Annotated in this window: 11 protein-coding genes and 5 pseudogenes; 7 read left to right on the top strand and 9 right to left on the bottom strand. The window is 66.7% G+C overall.

The window, feature by feature from the left end; translation table 11 throughout:
- Positions 1–69: 69 nt before the first annotated feature.
- The 6 genes and pseudogenes from MNOD_RS37600 to MNOD_RS37570 form a co-directional block, all read right to left on the bottom strand.
- The gene (locus MNOD_RS37600) at positions 70–2,421 is read right to left on the bottom strand and encodes a DEAD/DEAH box helicase (RefSeq protein ID WP_015934178.1); all 2,352 of its coding nucleotides are present in this window, start codon (positions 2,419–2,421) and stop codon (positions 70–72) included.
- Positions 2,418–3,745: pseudogene (locus MNOD_RS44880) on the bottom strand (ATP-binding protein). Before MNOD_RS44880 ends, MNOD_RS37600 begins: the two are co-directional and overlap by 4 nt.
- Before the next feature lie 8 nt (positions 3,746–3,753).
- Positions 3,754–7,200, bottom strand: coding sequence for a TerB N-terminal domain-containing protein (locus tag MNOD_RS47560; RefSeq protein ID WP_198157687.1), 3,447 nt, complete (start codon positions 7,198–7,200; stop codon positions 3,754–3,756).
- A gap of 231 nt (positions 7,201–7,431) precedes the next feature.
- On the bottom strand, positions 7,432–8,289 hold the full coding sequence (locus MNOD_RS37590; protein WP_015927380.1) for an IS5-like element ISMno12 family transposase: 858 nt from the start codon (positions 8,287–8,289) through the stop codon (positions 7,432–7,434).
- A gap of 338 nt (positions 8,290–8,627) precedes the next feature.
- Positions 8,628–9,674, bottom strand: a pseudogene (locus MNOD_RS37580) (IS110-like element ISMno22 family transposase).
- A gap of 358 nt (positions 9,675–10,032) precedes the next feature.
- Positions 10,033–10,251 (bottom strand): annotated as a pseudogene (locus tag MNOD_RS37570) (IS5 family transposase); the annotation flags it as partial.
- Positions 10,252–10,419: 168 nt separating this feature from the next.
- Here MNOD_RS37570 and MNOD_RS37565 point away from each other — a divergent pair.
- The 7 genes and pseudogenes from MNOD_RS37565 to MNOD_RS37540 all read left to right on the top strand — a co-directional run bounded on the left by MNOD_RS37565 (position 10,420) and on the right by MNOD_RS37540 (position 22,913).
- A pseudogene (locus MNOD_RS37565) lies at positions 10,420–11,737 on the top strand (IS1182 family transposase).
- 1,051 nt (positions 11,738–12,788) lie between these two features.
- Entirely contained in the window at positions 12,789–13,523 is a 735-nt protein-coding gene (locus MNOD_RS37560; RefSeq protein WP_157091801.1) for a hypothetical protein, read from the top strand.
- A complete protein-coding gene (locus MNOD_RS42165) occupies positions 13,520–14,506 on the top strand; it encodes an EAL domain-containing protein (RefSeq protein ID WP_015934173.1) in 987 nt (328 codons plus the stop codon). Before MNOD_RS37560 ends, MNOD_RS42165 begins: the two co-directional genes overlap by 4 nt.
- Positions 14,503–14,985, top strand: coding sequence for a hypothetical protein (locus MNOD_RS48520; RefSeq protein ID WP_015934172.1), 483 nt, complete (start codon positions 14,503–14,505; stop codon positions 14,983–14,985). Before MNOD_RS42165 ends, MNOD_RS48520 begins: the two co-directional genes overlap by 4 nt.
- Positions 14,930–21,439, top strand: a complete 6,510-nt coding sequence (locus MNOD_RS37550; RefSeq protein ID WP_198157686.1) for a hypothetical protein — start codon at positions 14,930–14,932, stop codon at positions 21,437–21,439. The genes MNOD_RS48520 and MNOD_RS37550 overlap by 56 nt, the downstream gene beginning before the upstream one ends.
- Positions 21,440–21,450: 11 nt before the next feature.
- Positions 21,451–22,104 carry an invasion associated locus B family protein gene (locus tag MNOD_RS37545; protein WP_015934170.1) on the top strand — a complete coding sequence of 218 codons (654 nt, stop codon included), beginning with the start codon at positions 21,451–21,453 and terminating at the stop codon, positions 22,102–22,104.
- A 59-nt stretch (positions 22,105–22,163) separates the two neighbouring features.
- On the top strand, positions 22,164–22,913 hold the full coding sequence (locus MNOD_RS37540; RefSeq protein ID WP_015934169.1) for a hypothetical protein: 750 nt from the start codon (positions 22,164–22,166) through the stop codon (positions 22,911–22,913).
- A 24-nt stretch (positions 22,914–22,937) separates the two neighbouring features.
- On the opposite strand, the gene MNOD_RS44860 is transcribed toward MNOD_RS37540, so the two are convergent.
- The 3 genes and pseudogenes from MNOD_RS44860 to MNOD_RS37520 all read right to left on the bottom strand — a co-directional run bounded on the left by MNOD_RS44860 (position 22,938) and on the right by MNOD_RS37520 (position 26,054).
- On the bottom strand, positions 22,938–24,146 hold the full coding sequence (locus MNOD_RS44860; protein ID WP_015934168.1) for a beta-ketoacyl-ACP synthase: 1,209 nt from the start codon (positions 24,144–24,146) through the stop codon (positions 22,938–22,940).
- A pseudogene (locus MNOD_RS37525) lies at positions 24,147–25,384 on the bottom strand (multidrug effflux MFS transporter).
- A 64-nt stretch (positions 25,385–25,448) separates the two neighbouring features.
- Positions 25,449–26,054, bottom strand: a complete 606-nt coding sequence (locus MNOD_RS37520; protein ID WP_015934167.1) for a TetR/AcrR family transcriptional regulator — start codon at positions 26,052–26,054, stop codon at positions 25,449–25,451.
- Between the last annotated feature and the right edge of the window lie 14 nt (positions 26,055–26,068).

Genomic DNA, 26,068 nt, shown 5'->3' with positions numbered 1-26,068 from the left:
GGGCCGGCCGCAGCACGGTGCGCGTGACCGATGGCACGCCCCTGCACTGAGACGACGAAGCCGCGTCGATCAGGGGCCGCTTGAGAATGGCGGATCGAGGACGAGACGCGCGATGCCGGGAAGCGCTTGCGCCTCCAGACGCTCGACGGTCATCGCCTGCACGAGCAGGGCCTCGGTGAGGTAGGCATCGTATTTCTCCCGCATCGGCTTTACCGCGAACCGGGCGAGTTCGTGGCCGTCGGGAGGCGGCGAACCCGCGATCTCCGCGAGCGCGGCGCGCAGGTTGCGGGCGGAACAGTCCCGCACCTCGATCACATGTTGAAACGGTGAGGCTTGGAAGTGGCGCGTGCGAAGCGCGAGGGTCAGGGTTTCGAGCTTCGGACTGCCGGCCCAAGGAAAGATCACGCAATCGCCCTCGACCTCGACGATGGAGCCACGATCGAGGCCGAACGCGAAGAAGGCGTCCCGCGCCTGACCGAGAAGGGTGCGTGCGCCCGCGTCGAGGAAGGGTGGGACATGCGTGCCCGAGAGGCACGCCCGCATCGCCGCAGCAACCCTGTCGTGGAGACCGGCCCCGCTGCCATCGAAGCGGGGCGGCAGCGCCGCATTCGTCGGGATGACCACAACCACCTTGGCGCGCTCGTCGACGGTCTCGATGCACCATCGGCGCCCGGCGAAGATGATGGTCTGCCCCGGTGCGAGGGTAGTGTCGAGCGGGACGGTTCCGAGAGGGCGGCTGCCTTCGACGATCCGGTACTCCTCCGGGCTCTGGAACACGGCGAAGAAGTCGTGCCCGGCTGTGAGGCGCTCGCCCCTCGGGCCGAGCATCAGCAGTCCATCGGGGGACATCTCCACGAGTTCCGCCTCGGGACGTGCCATGCTCCGGAGCACCTCGACGAAGAGGTCGCGGCTCACGTTGCGGAAGGGGCCGTGTTCGCAGAGGAGCTGCCAAGCCGTCCCGGGACGCAGCCCACCAGTCTGCACGATGAGGGCGAGCGTCTGGTGGACCAGGGTGGAGAGATGGAGGCCCCGTGTTCGCGGCGGCTCGCACCAGCGCTCCAGCAACAGCTCGACCATCGCCACGGCCTGCACGAGGTCGAGCCTGAGGCGGTCGGCCGGGTGGAGTGTCGGCCCTGCCTCGTCCTCGATCACGTAGATGCGCAGGACCGCCGGCTTGCCCGGCCGACGCCCGGACCGACCGAGGCGCTGCCGCAGCGAGGATACCGACCAGCCCGGTCCGATCTGAGCCACGCTCTCGACATCGCCGATGTCGATGCCGAGTTCCAGCGTGGTGGTCGCCACCGCGGTCGTCGGGCGCGCGTCCTCGCGCAGGCGAAGTTCGACGGTCTCGCGCTCGGCGCGTGACAAGTTCCCGTGATGCGCGAAGAACTCGTTGGGCAGGCGGGCCGCTTCGGACAGCGCCCGAAGGCGATCGGTGTAGATCTCGACGTTCTGCCGGGAGCCGGCGAAGAGGAGATTGCGACGGCCGCGCAGAACCTCGAAGAGATGCCGGGCCACCGGCTCTTCCACCAGCGATGCGGTCTGGATCGCCTCGACCGCGCAGAGATCGGGGACGGCCGATGCGGCTTCTCTCTCCTCATTCGGCCCGGGACCGGAGGGCTGCTGCAGCCTATCCTTCGGCGGCGCGGTCGGCTGCCGCAAAGGACGTTCGTAGCCGCGAATCTGCAGGAGCAGCTCTGTGCCCCCCTCCTGGCTCTCCACCAGGGTGACGGCGTCGGACGCTCCCGGGCGCAGGGCCTCGCGGGCGAGGTCCATGTCGCCCAGGGTTGCCGAGAGTCCGACCCGGTCGATGCGGTCCCGTCCTGCGCAAGCCTCGATGCGGGAGAGGACGGATTGCAGCTGCCGCCCCCGCTCGGTGCCGATGAAGGCGTGAAGCTCGTCGATGACGATGGCGTCGAGCGCTCCGAACAGGCGGGGAGCCTCCCGCCCCCGCCGTACGAGCGTCGCCTCCAGCGATTCGGGCGTGATGAGGACGACCCCCTGCGGCCGCTCGCGGGCGCGGCGTTTCGCGTCGGCCGAGACGTCGCCGTGCCAGCGATGCAGGGGCATGTCGCAGGCCTCCAGCAGGCTCTCCAGGCGCCGGAACTGATCGTTGATCAGGGCCTTGAGCGGGCTGACGTAGAGCAGGGAGAAGCCCGGCCGTCCGCCATCCCGCTTCGGCAGCACCCTCGACAGCAGCGGCAGGAAGGCGGCCTCCGTCTTGCCCGCGGCGGTCCGGGCGGCGAGGATGACGTCGCCCCCTGCGAGGATCGCGGGGACCGCCCGCTCCTGCACGTCGCGCAAGGTCGACCAGCCCTGCTGCCAGATCCAGCGCCGGACCGGCTCCGCGAGCCGATCGAAGGCACGCGAGGCTTCTTCCGCGCGGCCCGCCGCGACCGGAAGCTCGACCTGCCGGGTCACAGCCGCAGCCGGGCGAGCTCGTCATCGGGCTGGCCCGCCGCGGCACCGTCCTCGGCCGGCAGCGCCAGGTCGTCGGTCGCGCCCGCATCTTCCGCAACGGCAACGACGCCCAACCGCTCGCGCCAATCGGCGCCGGATTCTGCTCCAGCACGGCGAGAAGATCGACGAAGGCTTTCACCGTGTTGCGGGGCGTGCGGAAATAGGCGTCGCCCACACGCGCCCGGCAATGATCGAGGAAAGCGTGCAAGGCCTCGTCCGGCACGAGATTACGCGCCGGATCTCCACCTGCGAACACCATGCGCAGCCGCTCCAGCAGGACCAGCATCTCCTCGGGCGTGAGGTTCTGAAGCCGCACGACAGGGCCCGAGAGGTCGACGAATCCTTCGGTGGCGAAGCTGTTGCCGGCGAGCCGGGACTGCAGAGCCTCGTAGGAATACAATCCTCTGCGGGTGTCGAACAGGAACTCGGGCGTGCCGCCGAGGACGAAGCCCAGGCCCTCGACCGTCCCTTGCAGGACATCGTTGAGCATGCGCAGGATCTGCTCGTAGTTCTGGTTGCGGGCCTGCGCGCTCTGGAGCTTGTAGAGGTTCACCAGCTCGTCGAGACAGACGAGCAATCCGCCATATCCGGCGAGCCGCACGAAACGAGCGAGCAGCTTGAGGCTGTCGTAGACCGAGGCATCGTCGATGATGTTGCGCACCCCGAGATCCTGACGCGCTTCCGTCTTGGTGGTGTACTCGCCGCGCAGCCAGCGCAGGGCATTGGCCTGCCGGGTCTCGTCGCCTTCCTCGTGGGCGGCGGCGTAAGCCGCCACCACGGTCGCGAAGTCGTAGCCTCCCACCTGCTCCTGCAGGTCGACGAGGCGGGCGCGGATCCGGGCCTCGGTCCCGCGTCCGTCCCGCTTACCCTGTTCGATCGCCTGCGCGATGAAGCGTTCCAGCACGTTGCGCAGGGCACCCCCGTCCGGCGCGGTGCGGGTGGCGAGATTGCGCGCCAGCTCGGCGTAGAGCGTGCGCGCCTGCCCGCCCGTCGCGTGCAGGCGGCGGTCGGGGGCGAGGTCGGCCTGGAGAACGACGAGGTTCTTGGCGAGCGCGAGCTGGCGCACCAGGAACAGGAAGAACGTCTTGCCGGCCCCGTACTCCCCGATCACGAAGCGCATGGTCGCGCCGCCCTCGGCGACGCGGGTGACGTCCGCGATGAGCGCCTCGATCTCCCGCCTTCGCCCGACCTGGATGTGTTGGAGACCGAGGCGCGGGACGACGCCGGCCCGCAAGGCGCTGAGGATGGTGTCCCGGTCGCGGGGCTTGATGAGGGGAGGCTTCATCGGAGAGGTCATGCGGCTGCGGGCAAGGATGCGGGGATGAGGTGCAGGTTGATCAGGATGGGGTCTCCTTCCTCGACGAGGACGTCGTCGAAGCGATCGAAGGCCCACCGGTTGAGGTCTTCCATCGCGGCACCTGGCATGAGGCCGAATTCCCGTGCGAGCCGGTCGAACGCGGCCCGTGGCCAGGCGGCGCGCCCGGCGAGTTCGCGCAGGAACTGGTCGTAGCGGGCATCGAGACCATCGAAGACGCCGTCCATCTCCGCTGCCTCACTTGTCTCGGCCGATGGAGCCGCCATTGCCGGGAGGTTGTCCCCGCCATCGGCCATCGCCTCGAACACGCCGGCCAGGACGGAGCTGATCGCCGCCGTTTCGGCCCGGATCGCCGCAAGACGGTCGATATCGGCCGGACCCGCCGCGGCGGGTGCCGTCGCGCTCGCGGCTCCGTCGATCGGTTGCGGCGCGCGATCGTTGACGGGCTCGGGCGGCGTCAGGGTGCCCGGCAACGCCTCGGAAGGCACGGCGGGAATGGCATAGGTTTTCTCCTGCACCGGGCCGGCGACGACCCGGACCGGTTCATCGGCCGCCCCGGACGCCATGTCCGGCGGCGCGGGATCGCGACCGGCCCGGTGGAGCCCTGCGTAGAGGCGATCCCGTTCGAGACCGAGCTGCCGAAAGACTTTCTCCAAGAGGCTGACCTCCGCCCGATGATGGGTCCCGTCGCTGGAGGCCACCCGCACCAGGGCATCGCCGACCGCCTGCCGATGATGCTCGCCGAGATCGGACAGCCGCGCGCGCAGCGACGACAGCTCCACCGGATTGGCTTCGAGCCAGCGCGCGTCGGCAGCAAGGCGGCAGCGCTCCGTCGGCGAGGTCCCGGGCGCGCCGGAGGCCATGTCCCGCAGTGCCGCACGCTCGTCGGCGGAGATCACGCCATCGGCCTTGGCGATCAGCACGCCGACGGACAGCGTTAGGAAGGCTGCCATGTAGGCGTCCGACGGACCCACGACCGTCTCGCACGGAGCATCGAAGGGAAACAGGAGGATGCTGGACGTTCCGGCCGGGAGGCGCGTCGGAAAACGTGGGTCGGGAACCAGCCCCAGGCCGAAGCGGCAGAGGATGTCGGCCAGATTGCGCAGGCGCGCCGGCGTCGCCTTCTCCGCCGTTTGCCCGGACACCTGAATGCTCACCTCCGCGAAGGGAACGGGCAGGCTGTCATGCGCTCGCGCCGAGAGCCATTCCAGGCTTTCGCCGGCCGGCCCGGTCAGCGCGCGCTCGCGCAGCAGGCCGGGCGGCAGCAGGGCGACGGCCTGGAGCATCGGGGCCGCCGCCTCGCCTGTGGTCCGTCCAAGATGCCGGCTGTAGGCGTCCAGCCGGTCGGTGCAGATCTCCAGGAGTTCACGGCCCAGGGCGAGCGGTTCGGGGTAACGCGAAAGATCGGGCAACCTTCCGAGCCGCTCTGCTCCGAGAGTGGCCGTGAACGTTCCGCTTGCCGCGTGATACGCGATCGGCGCGGCCTTGCCCTGGCGGGGCTTCACGACGAGCCCCCCGGACGGATGCCGGCGGCGAAATTCGTCGGCGAATCCCTGCCTGAGGTAGTCGAAGGCGCGCCGCGCCGCCGTGCGGACCCGTGTCTCCGGGTGCGCCATCGTCCAGGCGAGAAGCCAGTCGCCTTCGATGGGCTGGCCGGCCCGGATGCGACGCCCGATCGCGATGCTGACGGCGGGCGGCAGGCTGCCGCCGCTCGGAGCGAAAACGGGCAGTGGATCGTCGTCGGGACCGAGATCGAGGATATCCAGCGCAGAGAGGAGTTCGCCCGCGTAGCGGCGGAAGGACCCGTTGTGCCTATAGACGGCGAGTAGCCGCTCCACCTCGGAGCGGATGGCGGGGCGCTCCTCGGCCGATCCGTCCAGCACCGCGCGCCGTTCCAGGCCGTAGAGGTAGACGAAGACGTAGCCAATATAGGTGCCCGGATCCGAGCGCTCGCCCGAAAGCCATTCCAGCAGGGCGCGCCGCGACGACGGACGCATGCTCTCGTAAGCTGGCCAGTAATCCATGTACTGGCCGCTGATATCGGCGTTGCCCTTGGCGACGGGAAGCCTGGGATCGATGAGGCAGTTGTCGCTGCGGCCGAACCCGGTAGCAGATGGAAGGCTGTCTCCGACATAAACGAGGCCTGGCAGGATGAACCCGGCCACCGTCGCGATTTCATCCTTTGCGACCCAAACCTGATCGCCCGCAGTCCGATGCGGCGACGAAGGCGGGGGGCGGGAGCCCGAACGGGCGGACGATGCAGCCGGGGCATCTCCTCGCTCACGCCGCTCTGCTGGCAGCTTCGGCTCTTCCCGGGGAGAGTCCCAGAAGATCTCGAACCTCACGCTCCCGGCCGGCAGGATGCCCGGCATCGCGGCATCTGTCGGGACCGGAGGGATGGCGATGGAACTCGAAGCGGGTGTCTTGCCGATCGGGAGGCTCTCCGGGCAAGAGTCGGACGTCGTGGCGGAAGCAGGGATAGCAGGAGCGAATTCCTCCTGCTTTGGCTCCGCTATATCCCGTGGGGACAGAGGGGGAGCCGAAGCAGTATCCGGTGCCGGATCCTCCATCGGAGAGGCGGCTTGGCTCCGTGCCACAGCCGCGTCCGAGTCGGGCGAAGCGTCATTCGACCGAGGCAGGTCAGCCGGTGGAACGCCCTGGAGCGGAGGGAGCGCCGGCACCGGGAGGAGCGTAGCCGTCGAGCGGGGAGGGGACCCCTGATCCCGATCATCGGCATGATCCTGCGCCTCTGTCACGCCGGAACATGCCGAACCGGCTCGCGGCCCGACTGTCTGCCTGTTCTCGCAACGCCGCCGGCGCAGGCGCATCCACAGAGCCGCGAACATCCATACGGCTCCCAATCCGCCAGGAATCAGCAACCCGAGCCAAGGCTTCAGAACCGCGCCGACAGAATGTGCGGAGGAAGGCGCAGTCGACGCGCTCGCCGTGGCCGAACCCATGGGAGCGCTGACGTGAGCCGACGTTGCACGCGTCGGCTCATCGAGCGCCGCTGGCGCCGACGGGCCGGATGCGTCTCCTGAAGCGAGGACCGGGTCGGCAGCAAGGGGCGGTTCAAGCGTCTGCTGCGGGGGCAACGGCCGGGGCTGGCTGTCGGGCATCACAGGGCGTGAGGATGTCGTCGCGGAGAACGGAACCGCTTCGGGCACCGCCGTCTGCCGCCGCTGCCGCAATCGAGCCGTGGTGGCAGGATCGGCCCGCCCCGTTTCGGGCAAGCCTTCGGCCCATTGGAATCGCTGCAGGGCCTGTAATGACTGCGGGCCCCAGCGACCATCGAGAGCTTTCAGGTCGGTCTGGATCGCACGAGCCTGCGCGGTATTCCTGCCTGGCTCCGCCAGAGCCAATTTCGGAGCGGCACTCGAGGCCACGATAGAGATTGAACAGAAAATAACGGATGCCGGCAGCATCGCCCGAGGTTTTTTTGCCACCAGCCCCCCACTTGCTCCGACTGTGCAATCTGCCGACACTCAGCTGTTCACTGCAGCCCTTTCGGCACACTATCGCAGGTTGTCCGAGCAATCCAAGATGGCTGGCTTGAAAAAGCTGATCCTGCGATGGAGTCGAGTTCGTTTCGTCATGGATCCACTCCGCAAGAGAGCCCGCCTGCTACAGCGCTCTGAGAGTCCGTTGGGAAAGGGTCATTTCATAGTGATTGACGCGAGAAGCCGAGTTATAGAGGCGAAAAGCATAGCCGCCGCCGAGATGTGAAGCAGCGTATCGTAATCCAGCTTGAGACGGCGCGACACCGTGAGAGCGCCGATGCTTTGCTCAATCCGCCATCGTTTCGGCAGAAGCACAAAGCCCTTCCCAAATTGCGGCCGTACGACCACTTCCACGACACGGCTCGTGCCAGCCTGAACCGCCTCAATGAAACGGGCCTTGTACCCACCGTCCACCACGATTGTCTTGATCCAGGGACAGAGACGAACCAAGCGCTTGACGAGCGGGATCCCGCCCTCTTGATCCTGAACGTTGGCCGGAGTGATCATCACCGCAAGCAGGCGTCCGTCGCTGTCGACCGCCAGATGCCGCTTGCGCCCCAGCACTTGTTTCGCCGCATCGTACCCGCGCTCGCCTTGCGGGGCGTCACACTTCACCGCCTGGGCATCCACAATCGCCAGCGTTGGACTGGCTTCTTTCCCGGACTTCTCACGATCCCTCATCACGAGATGATGGTTGATCCGGTCCATGTGGCCGCCATCGGTGAGCAACCGCCAGTAATCGTAGCAGAGACTGGCGGGCGGCAGATCCTTTGGCATGGCATCCCAGGGAATGCCGTACCGCTGCACGTAGCGGATGCCGTTCATGATGTCCCGAATAGGATAGGTCCGGGGCCGCCCGATCCCCTCCGCGACAGGAAGCAGTGGCTCCAGGGTGAGCCACTCGTCGTTCGTCATATCACTCGGGTATCTCTGGCTGCGACGATCATAGCGCGGCCGATTTGCAGCGGTCCAGACCAAGGAGGGGCCATTCATCCATTCGAGACGAGCAGACATGCTCTATCATCCCGCATTTTCTCTTGGCCACCCTTTCCCAACGGACTCTGAGAGCCTTCTCTGATTGGGGTCGTTTAGGTCAAGCTGCTCGTTGTGGTTTCTCCGGCTTGTGTCGCCCCGTGGGTCACACGCTTCTCTTCGCGGTCGGCGCTTGGCCGCCGCATGATGGGGTCAGGAGGGCGAGGCGTCTCAATCTGTTTCACGACCTTGCGGGTTTGCACCCGCAGGTTCTGGACTCTCAACGAGATCGCCAGGCCCATCGTCCCCACGGGAACGATCCGGTTCACCCTTTCGGGTTCATGCGTGGTGTTTTGCCCTCCTGTTTCGCGGTGACGGCGTCATCCTGCGAGCGTGGCACCCTCTGCGGGCTCCTTACCCCAGCGGAACGCGGTGCCGTCGCTCCACATGCGATGGAGGATGACGGCGAGCTTGCGGGCGACCGCGACGCGGGCGCGGGCCATGCCGCGACGCCTGGCGATCTTCATCCCCCAGGCGCGCAGGCTCGACCATTTCTGGCTCCGCACCAGCAGCGTATGCGCCGCCTCGTAGAGCGCGGTGCGCGCGAGTTCGTCGCCGCAACGGCTGATCTTGCCCTGGATGTCGGTCTCGCCGGACTGGTAGCGCGCCGGCGTCAGACCGAGATGGGCGCCGACGTCGCGCGAGCGCCTGAACCGGTCGGGCCGGTCGATCGTCGCCCGGAAGGCAAGCGCGGTGATGGGGCCGACGCCCGGCACGCTCATCAGCCGCTGGCAGACCGCCTCTTTCTTGACGAGATCCATGACCTGCTTCGTCAAGCCGGCGAGTGCGGTCAGCATGCTGGCCAGCACCTCCAGGAGCGGTTCGACGAGCTGCGTCATCAGGGGCACGCCCTCGGCCAGTTCGCGTACGCGGCCGGCGAAGGCTGCACGGCCAGGCGTGCCGAGCTTGAGCCCGGCTTCGCGCAGGATCCCCCGCACCACGTTCTCGATCGAACGCATCTCGTTGAGCACCGTGCGGCGCGCCACCAGCAGCGAACGCCACAGCCGGCACTGACGGCTCTTGACATGGACCTACCGGAACCAGCCCGTCCGCATGATCTGCGCCAGGGCGCGTGCGTCGTTGCGGTCGGTCTTGTTGGGCATCGTCTTCATCGCGGCATTGGCCTGGCGCGTCTCGATGCAGATCGCCGGCAAGCCCGCCTCGCGCAGGCCGTCGTGCAGCCAGGCCGTCAGCGAGCACGCTTCCAGGCCGATGCGCTCCAGGGGCAGGCCGATCTGGTTCAGCGCCTGCACCAGCGCGCCAGGCTCACTCGCCGCCCGCGCCTCCCGCACGATCCGACCCGTATCGTCGACAACGCAGATCGCGGTCTCTTCCAGCGAAACGTCCAGTCCGGCATAATACTTCACGGCTGCTCCTTCCCGATGCTTGTGGCCGCTCAACACGGACCACGTTCCAACATCCCGAACGGAGCAGCCACCCTCGGCTAAGACCCCAATCACCCCATCTGTTTGAGGGGAGTTCTTAAGCGGGATTGTTGAGGGCGTTGGCGGCCATGAGGCTGGCGGCACACATGAGACGCCCTGTCGCGCCATCGAGGCGACCCGCCCGCTCGCGGTGGAGGCCGCCCCAGTGGCCGAGCCAGCCGAACCGATCGGAAACGTGCCGCCCGCCGAGGCGGAAGCCCGCTATCATGCTCAGGCCGAGGCGCAAGCCTTGGCCGCCTGACCCAAACCAAACAGCCTCCGGGAAATCCGGCGCGGTTCACCCTTTCTGGGTCCAGCGTCGGAAGCGCTGGAACACGGAGTTCCATTTCCCAAAGCTCGCCGGCAGATCGCGCCAGGGGCTGCCCACCCGAGCCATCCAGAAGAGGGCTTCGACGAAAAGGCGAGTATCCGCCGCTGTGCGGCCCGGATCCCCGGCCTTACCCGGAAGATGAGGGGCGATGCGCTCCCACTGCTCATTGCTCAACGTCAACTGATCCATCGGCTCCATCCACGGAGGGAGCTTTGGCAAACTTGCCTTGCCTCAAGCTGGCGTATGTCAACAGCCCCTAACCTTGCCTCCAACCTGAGAGGCTGTGAATCTTTGGCATGAAGAAGGCAGCCGGCGCGGGTTGGGCTGTGATTCCCTGCGCCGGCTGAGTCGCAGGAGATGCCGGTGTCGGGTGACGGGCTGTTTGGCGAGCTTCCGGACATGCGGCGGGCGTCTGAACCCGCCTCGGGGGGAGCACCTCGCTTGCGGGAGCCGCGCCGGGATCAGTTTGACTTGCGGGTGGTGAACCTCGAGAGCCTGCTTGGCGAGAGCCATCCGGCGCGGGTGATCTGGGCCTATGTGGCCGGGCTCGATCTGAGCGAGCTTGAGGCGCGGATCAAGGCGCGGGCCGCCCGGCCGGGCCATCCGGCGACGTCGCCGCGGCTGTTGTTGGCGCTGTGGCTGGTGGCGACCAGTGACGGGGTCGGCAGTGCCCGGGCGCTGGCGAGCCTGTGCGCGCAGCATGATGTCTACCGCTGGCTGTGTGGGGGCGTGTCGGTGAACCATCACACGCTGGCGGACTTCCGGGTCGGGCAGGCCGCTCTCCTCGACCGGTTGCTGGCCGAGCATCTGGCGGTGCTGGTCCAGGCCCAGCTGGTCGATCTCGCGACCCTGGCCAAGGACGGCATGCGGATCCGGGCGAGTGCGGGCGCGGCCTCGTTCCGGCGCGCGGCGACGCTCGATCAGCATCTTGCCGCCGCGCAGGCGGTGGTCGCGCACCTCAAGCACGAGGTCGAGGCGAACCCGGATGCCAGCAACCGGCGCCTCAAGGCGGCCCAGGAGCGCGCCGCCCGCGAGCGCAGCGACCGGCTGCACGCGGCGCAGGCGGCGCTTGGTGCGATCAAGGAGCAGCGTGAGAAGCAGCGCCGCACCGGCACGAGGCCGAAAGAGCCCCGGGCTTCGACCACCGACGCCGACGCCCGGGTCATGAAGATGGCCGATGGCGGCTTCCGCCCGGCTTACAACGTCCAGGTCACCAGCGTGGCCGGCGCGCCGATCGTGATTGGCGTCGATGTTCGCACCATCGGCTCCGATCGCGGCCTGATGCGGCCGGCCCTGGAGCGGTTCCGGGCCCGCCAGGGTCACCTGCCCATGCAGCATCTCGTGGATGGCGGCTTTACCAGCGCGGACGATGTCGAGTGGGCGCATGCCGAGGGGGTCGCGGTCTCGTGTCCCCCCACCTGCTCCAAGCACGGCACCGATCCCTTTCTGCCGCGCCGCGGCGACGGCCCGGGGGTAGTGGCGCGCCCGGATGGCAAGCGAACCCGGCCAGGCGCTCTATCAGCTTCGCTCGATTTGTGAGTGCATCCACGCCCGCCTGCGCAACTGGAACCTGCGGCAGCTGACCGTGCGGGGCATCGAAAAAGTCTGGGCCGCGGTGCTGTGCTACGCGCTCACCAACAACGTGCTGCAGAGGCATCGCCTCGCCCGCGGATAGCCCGGAGATCATCCCACCGGAGTGCCCATGGAATTCCGTTCTCCGATGCTCTGCCGGCGACCGGAATTCCATGGGCACTCCGGTATCTCACGGCCCGCCAACAGCCCGTCCGCTCCAAGGAGCGAAGCCCTTGTCTGCCCACGCCCCAAACGCCCGAAAGATTCATACGCTGTGGCGGTGAATGAACTCGCAGCGGTTGTGTGGCTTGGTGGGCACAATTCTTGCATCGGTTTAAGGCAGCCACTCAACTCACGCCATATCAGTACGTGCTGCGACGGCGAATCCAAAAAGCAAGGCAATATCAATCTGGTTTCGGACTTGATTCGCATCGATCGCGATTTTATATGATTTTGTGAATCAGGCCCACTTCACGTCGACTTTCAAACTCCTTGTTAACGTGACTCTCGGTGGGTTTCGGTGCGCAATGCGATCAGCCTGGCGCCAAGCGGCGCAAATTTTGATCCGAACTTGAAAATCGCGCGACCAATCTGAAATACACCGCGAATTGCGCCCGCTATAAGTGGGACTCACTGAGCGTGGGGGCTGCGCACAGTCCTGGCGATTCATTGTCGTGCATAGAGAAGCAGTGACAGCAGAAATCGTAACTCTCCACCGGAGAGAAACCGAGGAGATCCATTGGAGAACTCGAGGGTCGTTTAACAAAAGCAGTAACACGCCCGCTTTGAGGCCGCCGTGACAGTATCTACTACTTCCGAAAAAGGACCTCTTCTGCGCATAAAGAAAGAAGTCTTCAATTATACGTTTGATAAACCACCTGTTGCTGAATTCGTTAGATTATTTCACGTCGTGATACACGCCGCAGGATCGCTTTTGCCGATCAAAAACTCAAATAATTTCATATGGTTGAGAGTGTTCCTTGGGGGCCTGGGCGCCGCCGGGCAGTCACTCTTTGCTCTCCCTCCTGGCTGGTTCGATGTCGTTGGGGCGCCTGATGCGTGGTGCCGGGGCGGTATCCGATGATCGACGAGGTCCCTGATTCTCGAAAGCGTGATGCTGACACGGTCGATGTCGAGGGCGCCCCGAAATCATCGTGGCAATCGGCGCCGGAGCCATCTCCGGCTTCATCATGGGAGTTTTTGTCCATGGAGCCATCTCCGGCTCCATTGCCACCTACAGGCATCGCTGTTCTGTCCGCCGGCATCAGCTGGTGGATGCGAGATGCGTGATGAAGTCGCCGCGCTCCTTCTCCGGTCATAGGGGCAACCCGCGCCTGCGCGAGACGCCAGGGCGTGTCGCTTTCGGGCGTCGCGAGCGCTCGCCCGAGCATGAGGCTCCCTTCCGCAAGGCGCGGCTCGACATTCTCGGCGCGGAGCTGAGCCTGCTCCTCGGCGGCGAAACATCGGGCGAGCCCGGCTTTGTCTCGGTCGTTCCGGGTGATGAGCCGGCGTTGTCGATCGGTTGCGAGGAGACGCGGCTCTCGGTCGAGATCGACCCGCCGACCGGATATTTCGTGCTGCACGAAAGCGGCCTCAATAGCTGTTCGGTTGGGACGGCGAACGAGGAACGGTTGCTCGATCACATCATCGAGCGGATCGCCACGCTGTCCGGAGACCTCACGCCCCATACGGCCGATGTCACCGTCGCCATGCTGGTCGGGCGCAGCCTGGAAGAGGTCGAGCGGCACCTCATCCTGCGCACGCTCGTGCTTTTCGCCGGTGCTCGCGCCGAGACGGCCTTCGCGCTCGGCATCGACGGGGTCGAGCTGCACGCCCGGGTGCGGCGCGATCTAAAGTCGGCGCCGGCGGCGTCCAGGGGGCCGCAATGAGTGCTCCCATCCTTGGCAACGTTGTGGGCAACGCGGGCGGTGGGCCGGACGCGGGCTCGGCGGCCATTCGACTGGGATTTGCCGCTGAGCCCATCGTTGATCTCGCGGTCTGCGGCGCGCCGCCGCTCTATAGCGAATGTCTCGTCCGCATGATGGTTGCCGAGAGCGTGCTGCTCAGGGGCGCGGAGATCGTCGAGGATATCGAGGCGGCCGGCAGCATTGGCCTGCTCGACGCGGCCGTGGTCGATCTGGTGCTCGACGCGCTCGCCGAGGAATCCCATGTCATCCTCGGCTGCAATATCTCGCCGCGCACGCTAGCGGATGCCGATGCCTGGGCGTGGGTCATGCGCCGGATCGAGGTGCGTTCATGGCTTGCCAGCCGGCTCGTCCTCGAAATCACCGAGAGCTGCCTGCTCAACGAGCTTGATGGTGTGGCCGAACGCCTCGGTCAGGCGAAGCGCCTCGGCTGCCGGCTGGCGATCGACGATTTCGGGGCAGGCTTCGCCACATCCGTCTATTTGCAAGGTGTCGATGTCGCCTGGGATATCGTCAAGATCGATCGCCTTTGTTTTGCCGATCTGCGCAACACGCCCTCGGGTCGCGTGGATCTGTGCTCCCTGTTCTCGCTCGCCAGAGCCTTCGCCCCCCTCGTGGTGGTGGAAGGGATCGAGACCAGGGAGCATTTCGACGCCGCCCGCGCGGCTGGTGCGCAATACGGCCAGGGCTGGATGTTCGAGGGGCCGGTCCGGCACCGCTGGGCGACATCCGGCGACGATATCGGGGAACATCTCGCCGCCGCCATGATGGCGCATGGTGCGATCGTCCGCCCGTCGGGGCCTGCGCCGACAATTGTTGCGCCGGCTACACCGAGGCGGGGCGATCCACCGGAGCCCGGCGGGACCTATCTCCTCTCGCGCGTCGATCGCATCGGCGACCGGGTTCGGGCGCTCGTCGGTCGCGCGAAAGCCGGAGGGGTGTCTTGACCGAGCAACCCCGGCTTCCGCTGATGTCCCTGCCTCTTGGCTCGCGGACGTGTGAGCGTATCGCGAGCAAGGCGCGTTCCGTCGAACAGGCGATGCGCGAGCGCTTTGCCGCCCAATGGTCGGCGGCGCAGATCGACCTTCTCTATCTCCATTATCTCTATGGCGTGGTCATGACCGCGCTGCCGGACGCCGAGCCGCGCGTCCAGATCGGCTTCCTGCGCCATCTCGCGGGCCGGTCGCTCACCACCGATGCCGTCACGACGGCGCTGCACGCGTGTCCCGCGAGCGGCGATCCATCATCACTCGCGCGCTCACAACCGCCGAAACCATCGGACAGCGCGACGCGCAGGCCATTTGCGACGACCCCGACCCAGGGTCGGTCGAACTCATCGAACCCAACGTCCATCCAATTCGGCGCGCCCCATGAGCACGTCCATTCGACACGTGAAGGAAAACCAAATGAACAAGGGGGCATATAAGCCGAACTGCGCGGGCGGCGGACTGCTGGAAGGCTATAGCGGTGGGCAGCGCCGGCGCGTCATGGCGGTGCTCCGCTGCGCCCATCGTGTGCTCGGCATGCGGCGAAAGCGTTTAGGTCTCGGTCCGCTCGGATTGTCTTCGGTGACGGTTTCCCGCTCGGGCGCAAGTGTCCTGCTTCTCGCGGCCGCATTCGGTGCTGCTGCCCCTCATCCGGCGGAGGCCAACACGATATGGAGTGTCCAGGGCTGCACCACATTTAACTCGGGGCAGGTGGGAAATGAGGGTAACCTCGGAGGCACGAATAACAATCCGGCCGATGGCAGCGGAACCTTTTCGACGATAGCTGGCTGCGACGCCAATGGAAATGGTCTACTTGGGGTGACCCTCTACGGTACCAGGACTAGAGCCACTGGCACCGGTGCGGTCGCGATCGGCTATAACGCCTCAGCAGCCAAATGGGCGGCGGCCTATGGCCTTGACGCCGCTGCATCGGGGATGGGGGCAACTGCGCTCGGTTTTAGCGCTGTCGCCAGTGGTGCGAATGCCGTGTCGATCGGCAGCGCTGGCGGAGACGGCACGACTGCGCTTTCCGTCGCCAACTCCACCACGGCTTCCGGCGCAGGCGCCGTCGCCATCGGCAGCAATGCCGTTAGCGGCGCAAAGGCAACGGCGACGGACAGCATCGCTTTCGGCGGTCAGTCCATAGTGTATGGCGGTGCCACATCCGCTATCGCGGTTGGCCGAGGCGCCTCCGTTAACGGCGCCTACGCCATCGCCTTGGGTGATGGCACCAGCATCGATGGCGCCGGCTCGATCGTGATCGGCCGTGGCGCGAACGCAACGGGTGGTGGTTCGGATACCAACGCCATCGCCATCGGCGTGGGTGCGGTCAGCTATAGCAATAGCGTGGCGCTGGGTGACGGAGCCTCGGCGGACCAGAACACCTACCTGAAGCAAAACGGAGCCGTTGCCATCGGCCCTTCGGCCTCTACCGCTGACGGTACCACGCGTGCCGTCGCCCTGGGCTCAGGTGCCGCGGTAAGTCCCGTTTCGGGCGTGATCGATGGAGCCATGGCACTCGGCGCGGGCGCGAGAGCCAGAAATAACGGCGCAGTCGCGATCGGCAAGGCATCGACGGCGTCGGGCGCCGACTCGATCGCCCAAGGCACCAATGCCACGGCGGCGAATACGAACACCATTGCCATCGGTAATGGCGCCCAGGCCACGGGTTCTCAGAGCATCAGCATCGGCACGGGCAATGTCGTTAGCGGAGCGAACTCCGGCGCCATCGGCGACCCGACCACCATCACCGGCAGCGGCACCTACACGCTGGGCAACAACAACGGCACGGTGGGCGCCAACGAGTCGGGGATCTTCGGCAACAACAACACGCTGCCGGCCGGATCGGACAACAGCCGCATCGTCGGCAACAGCAATACCGTCAACTCGGCCAACGTCATGGTCATGGGCAATGGCGTGACGGTGGGCACCGGTCTCTCCGGCGCTGTCGTGCTGGGCAACAGCTCGACCGTCTCCGCGGCCGTGGGCACGCCCAATACCACCATCAAGGGCACGACGTACCCCTTCGCTGGCGGCGCGCCGGCCGCTGGCGACGTCGTGAGCGTAGGCTCCGGCACGGCTCCGCGTCAGATCCAGAACGTCGCCGCCGGCCGCATCAGCGGCAACAGCACCGATGCGATCAACGGCTCGCAGTTGTTTGCGACCAACCAGGCTGTGGGGACGTTGGGCACGCAGGTGACCAACCTGGGCAGCAGCACGGCGACCGCGCTGGGCGGCGGGGCCACGTACAACGCGACGACGGGCACGGTCTCGGCGCCGTCCTACACCGTCAATGGCAACACCTACACCAATGTGGGATCGGCCCTTGGGGCGGCGACCACGCACTACTACAGCGTCAACGACGGCGGCACGGCGGGCGGAAACTACAACAACAATGGCGCGACGGGCGCGAAGGCGTTGGCGGCCGGCGTGGATGCCTCGGCCACCGGAGCCAGTGCCATTGCCATCGGCGCGAGTGCCGTCGCCTCCGGCACGAACAACGCCATCGCCATCGGTACGAGCGCCGCGGCGTCGGGTAATCGCACGATTTCGATCGGCAACCTGGCCGGCACGGGATCCACCGGCTTTGACAACCTCGCCATGGGTGTCCAGTCCGGGCAGAACAACAGTTCGAGCGTCAACACCGCAATCGGCTTCCAGGTCGGCAACAGCGTTTCCAGCACGGGCAACGTGGCGCTCGGCAACCTGGGCGCCGGCAGCAATGTCTCCAACACCAGCACCCAGTCGCCCGTGTTTGCCGCGGTCACAGGCAACAACGTGGCTGTCGGCGCCGTCGCGGGCCAGGGCGTAAAGGGCGCGTTGAACGTCGCCATGGGCTGGAAAGCCGGCCAAATCGTCGACGGCTACAACAATGTTGGCGTAGGCGCACTGGCCGGTTACACGACCACCGGCAACAACAATGTCGGCCTGGGCACGTTCGCCAGCTCGACGGTGGCCGGCCACCGCAATGTCGGCGTGGGCAACAATGCCGGTTCCAGCGTGACCGGCGCGTCCAATAGCGGCATCGGCGATAATGCCGGCGTCACTGTGAAGGGCGATGCCAACTTTGCGGGTGGTCTTGGGGCCGGCAACTCGGTCACGGGCAGCAGGAACATCGCGCTGGGCAACCTCGCCGGGAGCAACATCTCCGCCAGCGATGCGATTGCCTTGGGCACCCAATCGCTGGCCGGTGCCAGCAGCGCGATTGCCATCGGTAATGGCGCCCAGGCCACGGGCGCGCAGTCCATCAGCATCGGCACGGGCAACGTGGTCAGCGGCACCAACTCGGGCGCCATCGGCGACCCGACCACCATCACCGGCAGCGGCACCTACACGCTGGGCAACAACAACGGCACGGTGGGCGCCAACGAGTCGGGGATCTTCGGCAACAACAACACGCTGCCGGCCGGATCGGACAACAGCCGCATCATCGGCAACTTCAACACCGTCAACTCGGCCAACGTCATGGTCATGGGCAATGGCGTGACGGTGGGTACGCTGCTCGATGGGGCTGTTGTCCTGGGTAATCGCTCCACGGTGTCGGCGGCGGTCGATACGCCGAGCGCCATCATCAACGGCACGACGTACACCTTCGCCGGCCCCGCGCCGGCCGATGGCGACGTCGTGAGCGTGGGCCCCAATTTTGCTCCGCGTCAGATCCAGAACGTCGCTGCCGGCCGCATCAGCGGCACCAGCACCGATGCGATCAACGGCAGCCAGCTCTACGCCACCAACCAGGCTGTGGGGACGTTGGGCACGCAGGTGACCAACCTGGGCAGCAGCACGGCGACGGCGCTGGGTGGTGGGGCCTCGTACAACTCGACGACGGGCATAGTGTCCGCGCCGACCTACAATGTGGGCGGCGGCAGCGTCTACAACACCGTGGGCGACGCGCTGGCGGCGATCGACGTCACCGCGAACAAGGGCTGGCAGCTCCAGGCCAACGGCGACACCGCCTCGCAGGTCAAGCCGGGCGACACCGTGCAGCTCCTCGACGGCCAGAACATCAAGGTGACCCGCAGCGGCACTGAGGTCACCATCGCCACCGCCAATGACCTGACCGCGACGAGCCTGACCACCGGCAATGCGAAGCTCGACACCAGCGGGCTGACGGTCGCCGACGGCACCAACACGACCAGCTACGGCGCCAACGGCTTTGCGATCACGAACGGGCCGAGCGTGACGGTCGCCGGGATCGACGCCGGCGGCAAGAAGCTGACCAACCTGGCGGCCGGCACCGTGTCCGCGGCCTCGACCGAGGCGGTGAACGGCTCGCAGCTCTATGCGCTCGGCCAGTCGGCGACGACGGTGCTGGGCGGCAACGCCGCCTACACCACCACCGGCCAGCTCACGATGAGCAATGTCGGCGGCACCGGCCAGAACACCGTCGACGCCGCGATCGCGGCGGTGAACACCACCGCCGGCAAGGGCTGGCAGCTCCAGGCCAACGGCGACACCGCCTCGCAGGTCAAGCCGGGCGACACCGTGCAGCTCCTCGACGGCCAGAACATCAAGGTGACCCGCAGCGGCACTGAGGTCACCATCGCCACCGCCAATGACCTGACCGCGACGAGCCTGACCACCGGCAATGCGAAGCTCGACACCAGCGGGCTGACGGTCGCCGACGGCACCAACACGACCAGCTACGGCGCCAACGGCTTTGCGATCACGAACGGGCCGAGCGTGACGGTCGCCGGGATCGACGCCGGCGGCAAGAAGCTGACCAACCTGGCGGCCGGCACCGTGTCCGCGGCCTCGACCGAGGCGGTGAACGGCTCGCAGCTCTATGCGACCAACCAGACCCTCTCGACCGTCGCCTCCAACACCAGCAGCTATCTCGGCGGCGGCGCCAACGTCGCCACCGGCACGGCGCCGAGCTATGCGATCGGCGGCAGCGTCTACAACACCGTGGGCGATGCGCTGGCGGCGATCGACGTCACCGCGAACAAGGGCTGGCAGCTCCAGGCCAACGGCGACACCGCCTCGCAGGTCAAGCCGGGCGACACCGTGCAGCTCCTCGACGGCCAGAACATCAAGGTGACCCGCAGCGGCACTGAGGTCACCATCGCCACCGCCAATGATCTCAGCGTCACCAGCCTCACGGCCGGCAATGCGAAGCTCGACACCAGCGGGCTGACGGTCGCCGACGGCACCAACACGACCAGCTACGGCGCCAACGGCTTTGCGATCACGGGCGGGCCGAGCGTGACGGTCGCCGGGATCGACGCCGGCGGCAAGCCGCTGACCGGCGTCGCGGCCGGCACCGTGTCCGCGGCCTCGACCGACGCGGTCAACGGCTCGCAGCTCTACGCCACAAACCAGAACATCACCTCGCTCCAAACCGATGCGCTCCGGTGGAACTCGTCGCTTGGCGCCTACGACGCCAGCCACGGTTCCGGCTCGGCGCAGAAGATTACCAATGTCGCCGCCGGTGCCCTTTCGTCGTCCTCCACGGATGCCGTGAACGGCTCGCAGCTCTATGCGGTGTCGCAGAACATCGCGACCCTCAACGATAGTGCGGTAAAGTATGACGACGCCAGCAAGGGCAAGATCTCGCTGGCCGGCCAGAACGGCACGACGATCACCAACCTGAGGGCCGGGACGGTCTCGTCTACCTCGACCGACGCCATCAATGGTTCGCAACTGTACAACACGTCGAAGAGCGTGGCGACGGCGCTGGGTGGCGGCTCGACCGTCAATTCCGACGGCACCGTCAGCGCACCGACCTTTACGATCCAGGGGAGCAACTACAACGATGTCGGCTCCGCCCTGGGCGCAGTCGACGGTAACCTGACGACGCTGAACACACAGGTCGCCAACATCAGCAATGGCGGCGGCATCAAATACTTCCACACCAATTCGTCGCTGGCCGACAGCCAGGCGAACGGGATGAACAGTGTAGCGGTTGGTCCCACAGCGGTCGCCGCCGGCGAGAACAGCATCGCCACTGGCAACAACGCCCAGGCCCAGGCCGACAATGCGGTGGCGCTCGGCGCCAACGCCACGGCCAGCAATGCGGGCGATGTCGCGCTCGGTTCCGGCTCCACGACGGCGAAGGCCGTCCAGACGTCGACCATGACCGTGAACGGCAACACCTATAACGTTGCCGGCACGGCCACCGCGACCGTCTCGGCCGGCTCGGTCGGCGCTGAACGGACGATCACCAACGTCGCCGCCGGTCGTGTCAACGCGACTTCGACCGACGCGATCAACGGCTCGCAGCTCTATGCGACCAATCAGGAGGTCGCGAGCCTCGGCGGCCAGGTCACGACCGCCATCGCCGCCACGAAGAACGCCGTCCAGTACGATACGGACGGCAATGGCAACCGGAAGAACTCCATCACGCTCCAGGGCGGCGACGCCAATGCGCCGGTGCTGCTCTCCAATGTGGCGGCCGGCGCCGGCGACACCGATGCCGTCAACGTCCAGCAGCTCAGGAGGAGCGCCGCGAGCACGCTGGCGTCGGCGAATACATACACCGATGATCGCACATCCTACGCGATCTCGACGGCAAACGCTTACACCGACAACCGTACATCCTACGCGATCTCGACAGCGAACGCCTACACCGACGTCAGGTCGGCCCAGACCCTCTCGGTGGCGAACGCCTATACCGACTACAAGTTCGGCCAGTTGAGCGGCCAGATCGGTGAGGTGAGGAAGGAAGCCCGGCAGGCGGCCGCGGTCGGTCTGGCGGCAGCATCGCTCCGTTACGACGATCGTCCCGGCAAGCTGAGCGCGGCGATCGGTGGCGGTGCTTGGCGCGGTCAGGGCGCCCTGGCGGTGGGTGTCGGCTACACCAACGATGACCAGACGGTGCGCGCCAATCTCTCGGCGTCGACTGCGGGCCGCGAGTGGGGCGTGGGCGCGGGCCTGAGCTTCACCCTCAACTGAGAGGGGGTGCGATGTTCGTGAGGATCATGACCCGCGCCGCTGTAATATTGTTGGTCCTGATCCTTGCGGGCCTGTCCGGCGGCGGCACACATGCCGCCGGACAGAAACGCAAGGCGGTGCCGGTTGCCCCCCAGACGACGGCCTCAGCCGTCCAGCCGGCGCCATCTTACACCCTTACGCCGGGTTTCAGCGTGAAGCTCCCCGATGTAGCGCTGCCGGCGGACGTGCCGCTCGGCCAATATCGCAGAGTCATCCGTCCGTTTCCGAACTGGACGCTGATCTGCGACGAGAACCTCGAGAAGAAGCAGAAGGTCTGCAACATCTCGCAGACCATCGTCGGCCCGGACGGTGCGACCGTCTTCAGTTGGTCGCTTGCCGCCACGCTGGAGGGCCAGCCCTTCTTTATCCTCCGCATCCCGCCGGGTGTCGGCCCCAACGCCACGCTCGGGCTCGATCTCGCCGATGGCGCCCCGCCGATCACCGTTCCGATCAAGGGCTGCGACGCGAAGATCTGCATCGCCTATCTGCCGGTCGGCCAGCGCCTGCGCACCGCCGCCGCGAAGGGAGGTCCCGTGCAGGTCTCCTATGCCAGCGACTCGCTGCCCAATGCCGTTTCGTTCCGTGCGCCGCTTGCCGGTCTTACCGCTGCGCTGTCGGTGATCTGAGCACGCGGTCCGACTTCCCGCCGGCATCGTGACGGCCGGCTATTTGAAAGAAAAAGATCATGACCAACCAAATGCAGAGCATCCACGAGCGCATCATGACCGCGCGGCGCGCTACCGATAATGGCCGCGGCGGGCTCTCCGGGCTGGATGATGCGGCTTCCTCGCGGCGGCGCTGGCTGCGGCCGCTGCTCTACGGTACCACCTGCGCCATCCTGCTCGCCGGCGGCGGCTTCGGCCTCTACCAGTTCCCCGTCTTCGCGGAGACGGCCGCGCAGCAGGTCACGGGCAAGCCGAAGGCCGCGCCACAACCCGCGCCGCGCCGCGCCCAGCCGGACAACGCCGCGACCCCGGCCGCTGCCGCCACCGCCCCGGCCGATCTATTCCTGACCCATGCCAACGAGTTAGGCGTCAAAACCTGCGCCGCTACTTATGCCGGTCTCGGTAAGGCACTCACCGAGGGGACGCAGTTCACGGTACAGACCCAGACAGCCAAGGCCGATGCCGACCGTTATGGTGTCCAGGGTGTCGTCGGCATGGCCTTCCCTTCAGGCAAGGGCGGTTACAGCGGTACGGCCGCAGGCATCGTCTTCGCCGCGCCCACCGCGCAGGGTTGCGAGGGAGACATGGTGCGCGTCGTGCCCTTCGCGCAGAACTGCCAGGCCGCCGCCGCCTTCCTGCCCAAGGGCAGCCAGCCGCTTCAGCCACTCTCCGGCATTGCCATCTATGCGCTGTCGACCGGCGGCCAGGCCATGCTCATGCCGAGCGGCAATGGCTGCGTCGCCATCTCCATCCTGCGCTCGACAAGCTGATCCATGCCGACGTTGCACGAAAACTCAAATGACGTGCCACCCCCGACGCGGCCTTGCTCGACGTGCGGCGCGCCAACAACCCCGTCCGCAGGGTGGTCCGGCAGATGGACGCGCTTGGCCTCTGGATACCCCGCGTCGGGCTGACGGTCGGCTGGGTGATGCCGATGGTGATCGGGCAGAGCCGAGCAGGTGTCCGGTCGCCGACTTCGTTGCGCTGACAGCTATCGAGGAATCGGCGCCGAAGACCCGTTTGATCGCTTCGAGTTCCCCGAGATCGCCGACCGGCGTGGAGGTCGCATGCGCATTCAGATGACGAACCTCGCCCGGCGAAATCCCGGCCTGGGCGATCGCGATCTGCATGGCCCGGCGCGCCCCGTCGCCATCCTCGGGACCGGACGTGACGTGATGCGCATCCGCCGTCGTGCCGTAGCCGACGAGCTCGGCGAACGGCTTTGCGCCGCGTGCCAGCGCATGGCTCAACTCCTCAATGACCAGGATTCCGGCCCCTTCGCCCATGACGAAGCCATCCCGCGCCATGTCGAATGGCCGTGAGGCTTCGGCCGGCGTGCCATTGAAGCCAGTGGAAAGAGAGCGTGCTGCAGCAAAACCACCGAGACTGACGATGTTCATGCACGCTTCCGTGCCACCGCAGACGGCGATGTCGGCCTCATTGGCGCGGATAAGACGAGCCGCATCGCCGATCGCCTGGATGCCGGCCGCGCACGCTGTCACCGGCGCGCCCAGTGGGCCTTTGAAGCCATGGCGGATCGAGATGTGGCCCGCCGCGAGATTCACCAGGAACGAGGGGATCGTGAACGGCGACAGGCGACGGACGCCGCGCGAGTCCACCGTACGTACCGCCTCGGTGATGGCTGGGAACCCGCCGATGCCCGAAGCGATGACCGTGGCCGTGCGCAGGCGCTCCGTTTCCGAGACGGGCTTCCAATTCGCCTGCGCCAGCGCCTCTTCTGCCGCCGCCAGCGCGAAGAGAATGAACCGGTCTACCTTGCGCTGATCCTTCGGCGCCATGACGGCATCCGGATCGAAACCGGCGTCCGGATCTTCTTCCGCAGAGGGCACCGCCCCACCGACTTTCGCCGGCAGATCTCCCACCACATCGTCCGAAAGCCTCCGGATGCCCGAGCGGCCGCCCAGGAGGCGCGACCAGGACGCTTCGACACCTGCGGCCAACGGCGTGACCGCGCCCAGACCTGTGACCACAACCCGACGCATCTATCCTCCTGTCGATTCCGGTACGCCGCCAGAGCCGTCCGGCTCCGCTCGGGGCTGGCGCAGCGCAACCGGAAGAAAGACCAGAAGGGCAAGCGCCGAACCCGTGGTCAGGACGACCGCAAGGGAAACGGGCGGCGGAAAAGGCAGGACGCTGGCGAACGACGCGCCGATGGCGGCGCAGCCCATCTGCAGGAAACCGAGCAGCGCGGATGCCAGCCCGGCCTGGTGCAAGAAGGGATTGAGCGCAATCGCAGTGCCGAGCGGATTGATCAAACCCATGCCGAACAGATACAGCGCGATGGCCATGGTGAAGGTCGTGAAGGCAGGTGCGGCGGCGAAAGCGAACATGACGCCGCCGCCGGCGAGCGCGATGAGGCCGACGACGCTGACGGTACGCTGACCCCGGCGATGATCGAGCCGCGGTGCGAGAAACCCCGCCACGAAGACGATCAGAACCGTCGTTGCGAAAGACAATCCGAGCTGGAAGGCGGTCAGAGGCCCAGTTCATTCATCAGCACGCCGGGCGCGGCAGCGAAGAAACTGTAAAGCCCGCCGATGACGAGGCTCACCGCAAGCGCGGGCAGCAAGAAGCGAGGATCGGCGGCCAAGCGACCATAGGCGGATGCCACGGCCGAAGGTGCCAGGGGCGTTCTGCGGCCGACAGGATGGGTTTCGCCAATGCGGCCCAGATAGTTCAAAGCGAGTACCACCCTAAATGTCGCAACGACAAGGAAGGTGATCCGCCAGCCGGACAGGCCGGCAAGGACACTGCCGAGCAGAGGCGAAAAGCCCGGCGCAGCCGCCCCGGCGATCATGGTCAGCGCCAGAGCCCGGCCGAGGGCCTCGCCGTCGAAGAGCTCAGGTGCGATGGCGCGCGACAGGACTGAGGCCGCGCAAGCCCCCAGCGCCTGAATGACCCGGCCCAGAACCAGCAGAGGCAAAGTGCCGGCCAGGGCACAAACGACACCACCGGCGGCGAATACGGCAAGGCCTCCCAGAACCAGCGGTTTTCGGCCGAAGCGATCGGAGAGCGGGCCGACCGCAAGCTGCCCGAGAGCGAAGGCAACGAAGAAGCAGCTCAACAGGAAACCAAGTTCCCGCGAGGACATCGCAAGCTCGCCGCCAATCTGCGGAAAGGCAGGAAGGATGATGTTGGTGGCGAGTGCGCCGAGCGCAGCCAGGCCGGCGAGCAGGAACAGAATCCCTCCAGTCACACGGCGCCCGGAAGACGCGGTCATCACGGCTTCCTGCCCGGGCCCAGGGATTGCAGGGTTATGCTGTGCGCTTCGGCCGGAGACACCGTCATTGGCGCGGTCCCAACTGGGCATCGCCGGCAGACGACGCCGTCAGCACGCTCTCGGCGGCCGCCTGCAGGAACCGCTTCGACAAATGCTCGTCGTTGACGGCCCGCGAGAGGACGACCGCACCGACCATGGTTGAGAGAATGGCCATGGCCTTACCGCTGGGCTCTTCGCCGTCGGTATCGGCAACCCAACGACCGAGCAACTCGAGGTACTTTCTGATCCCAGCTTCGAATGACGCCTTTACGTCGACGCCTTGTCTGGCAGCATCCGAGCCGAGCGCAACGACCGGGCAGCCGTCCATCTTCTCTTCTCGATGTTCCATGCTGAGGTAGAACGCGACCGCCGCGCCAAGCGGGTCTGTTGGGTTTGAAGCAGCTGCGGCTTCCCATCGGGCGAAGGCGCTCTCCAACGCCCGCTTGGACGCCTGTGCAGCCAAATCCTCCTTTGAGGCGAACTGCTTATAAAACCCGCCTTGGGTCAGCCCGGCCCCCTCCATCAGGCCCTTGAGGCCGATGCCGTCAAAGCCGTGCTCCCGAAAAAGGCGGCTGGCGACATCGATCACGGTTTGCCGGTTTTTCTCGGCCTGAACGCGACTCACGCGCATTGCCGACCTCCATA

Origin of the sequence: Methylobacterium nodulans ORS 2060 (assembly GCF_000022085.1) — a bacterium.
GTDB lineage: Bacteria > Pseudomonadota > Alphaproteobacteria > Rhizobiales > Beijerinckiaceae > Methylobacterium > Methylobacterium nodulans.
Note: the sequence above shows the minus strand (reverse complement) of the source record. Positions and strands in the feature narration are given on the sequence as shown.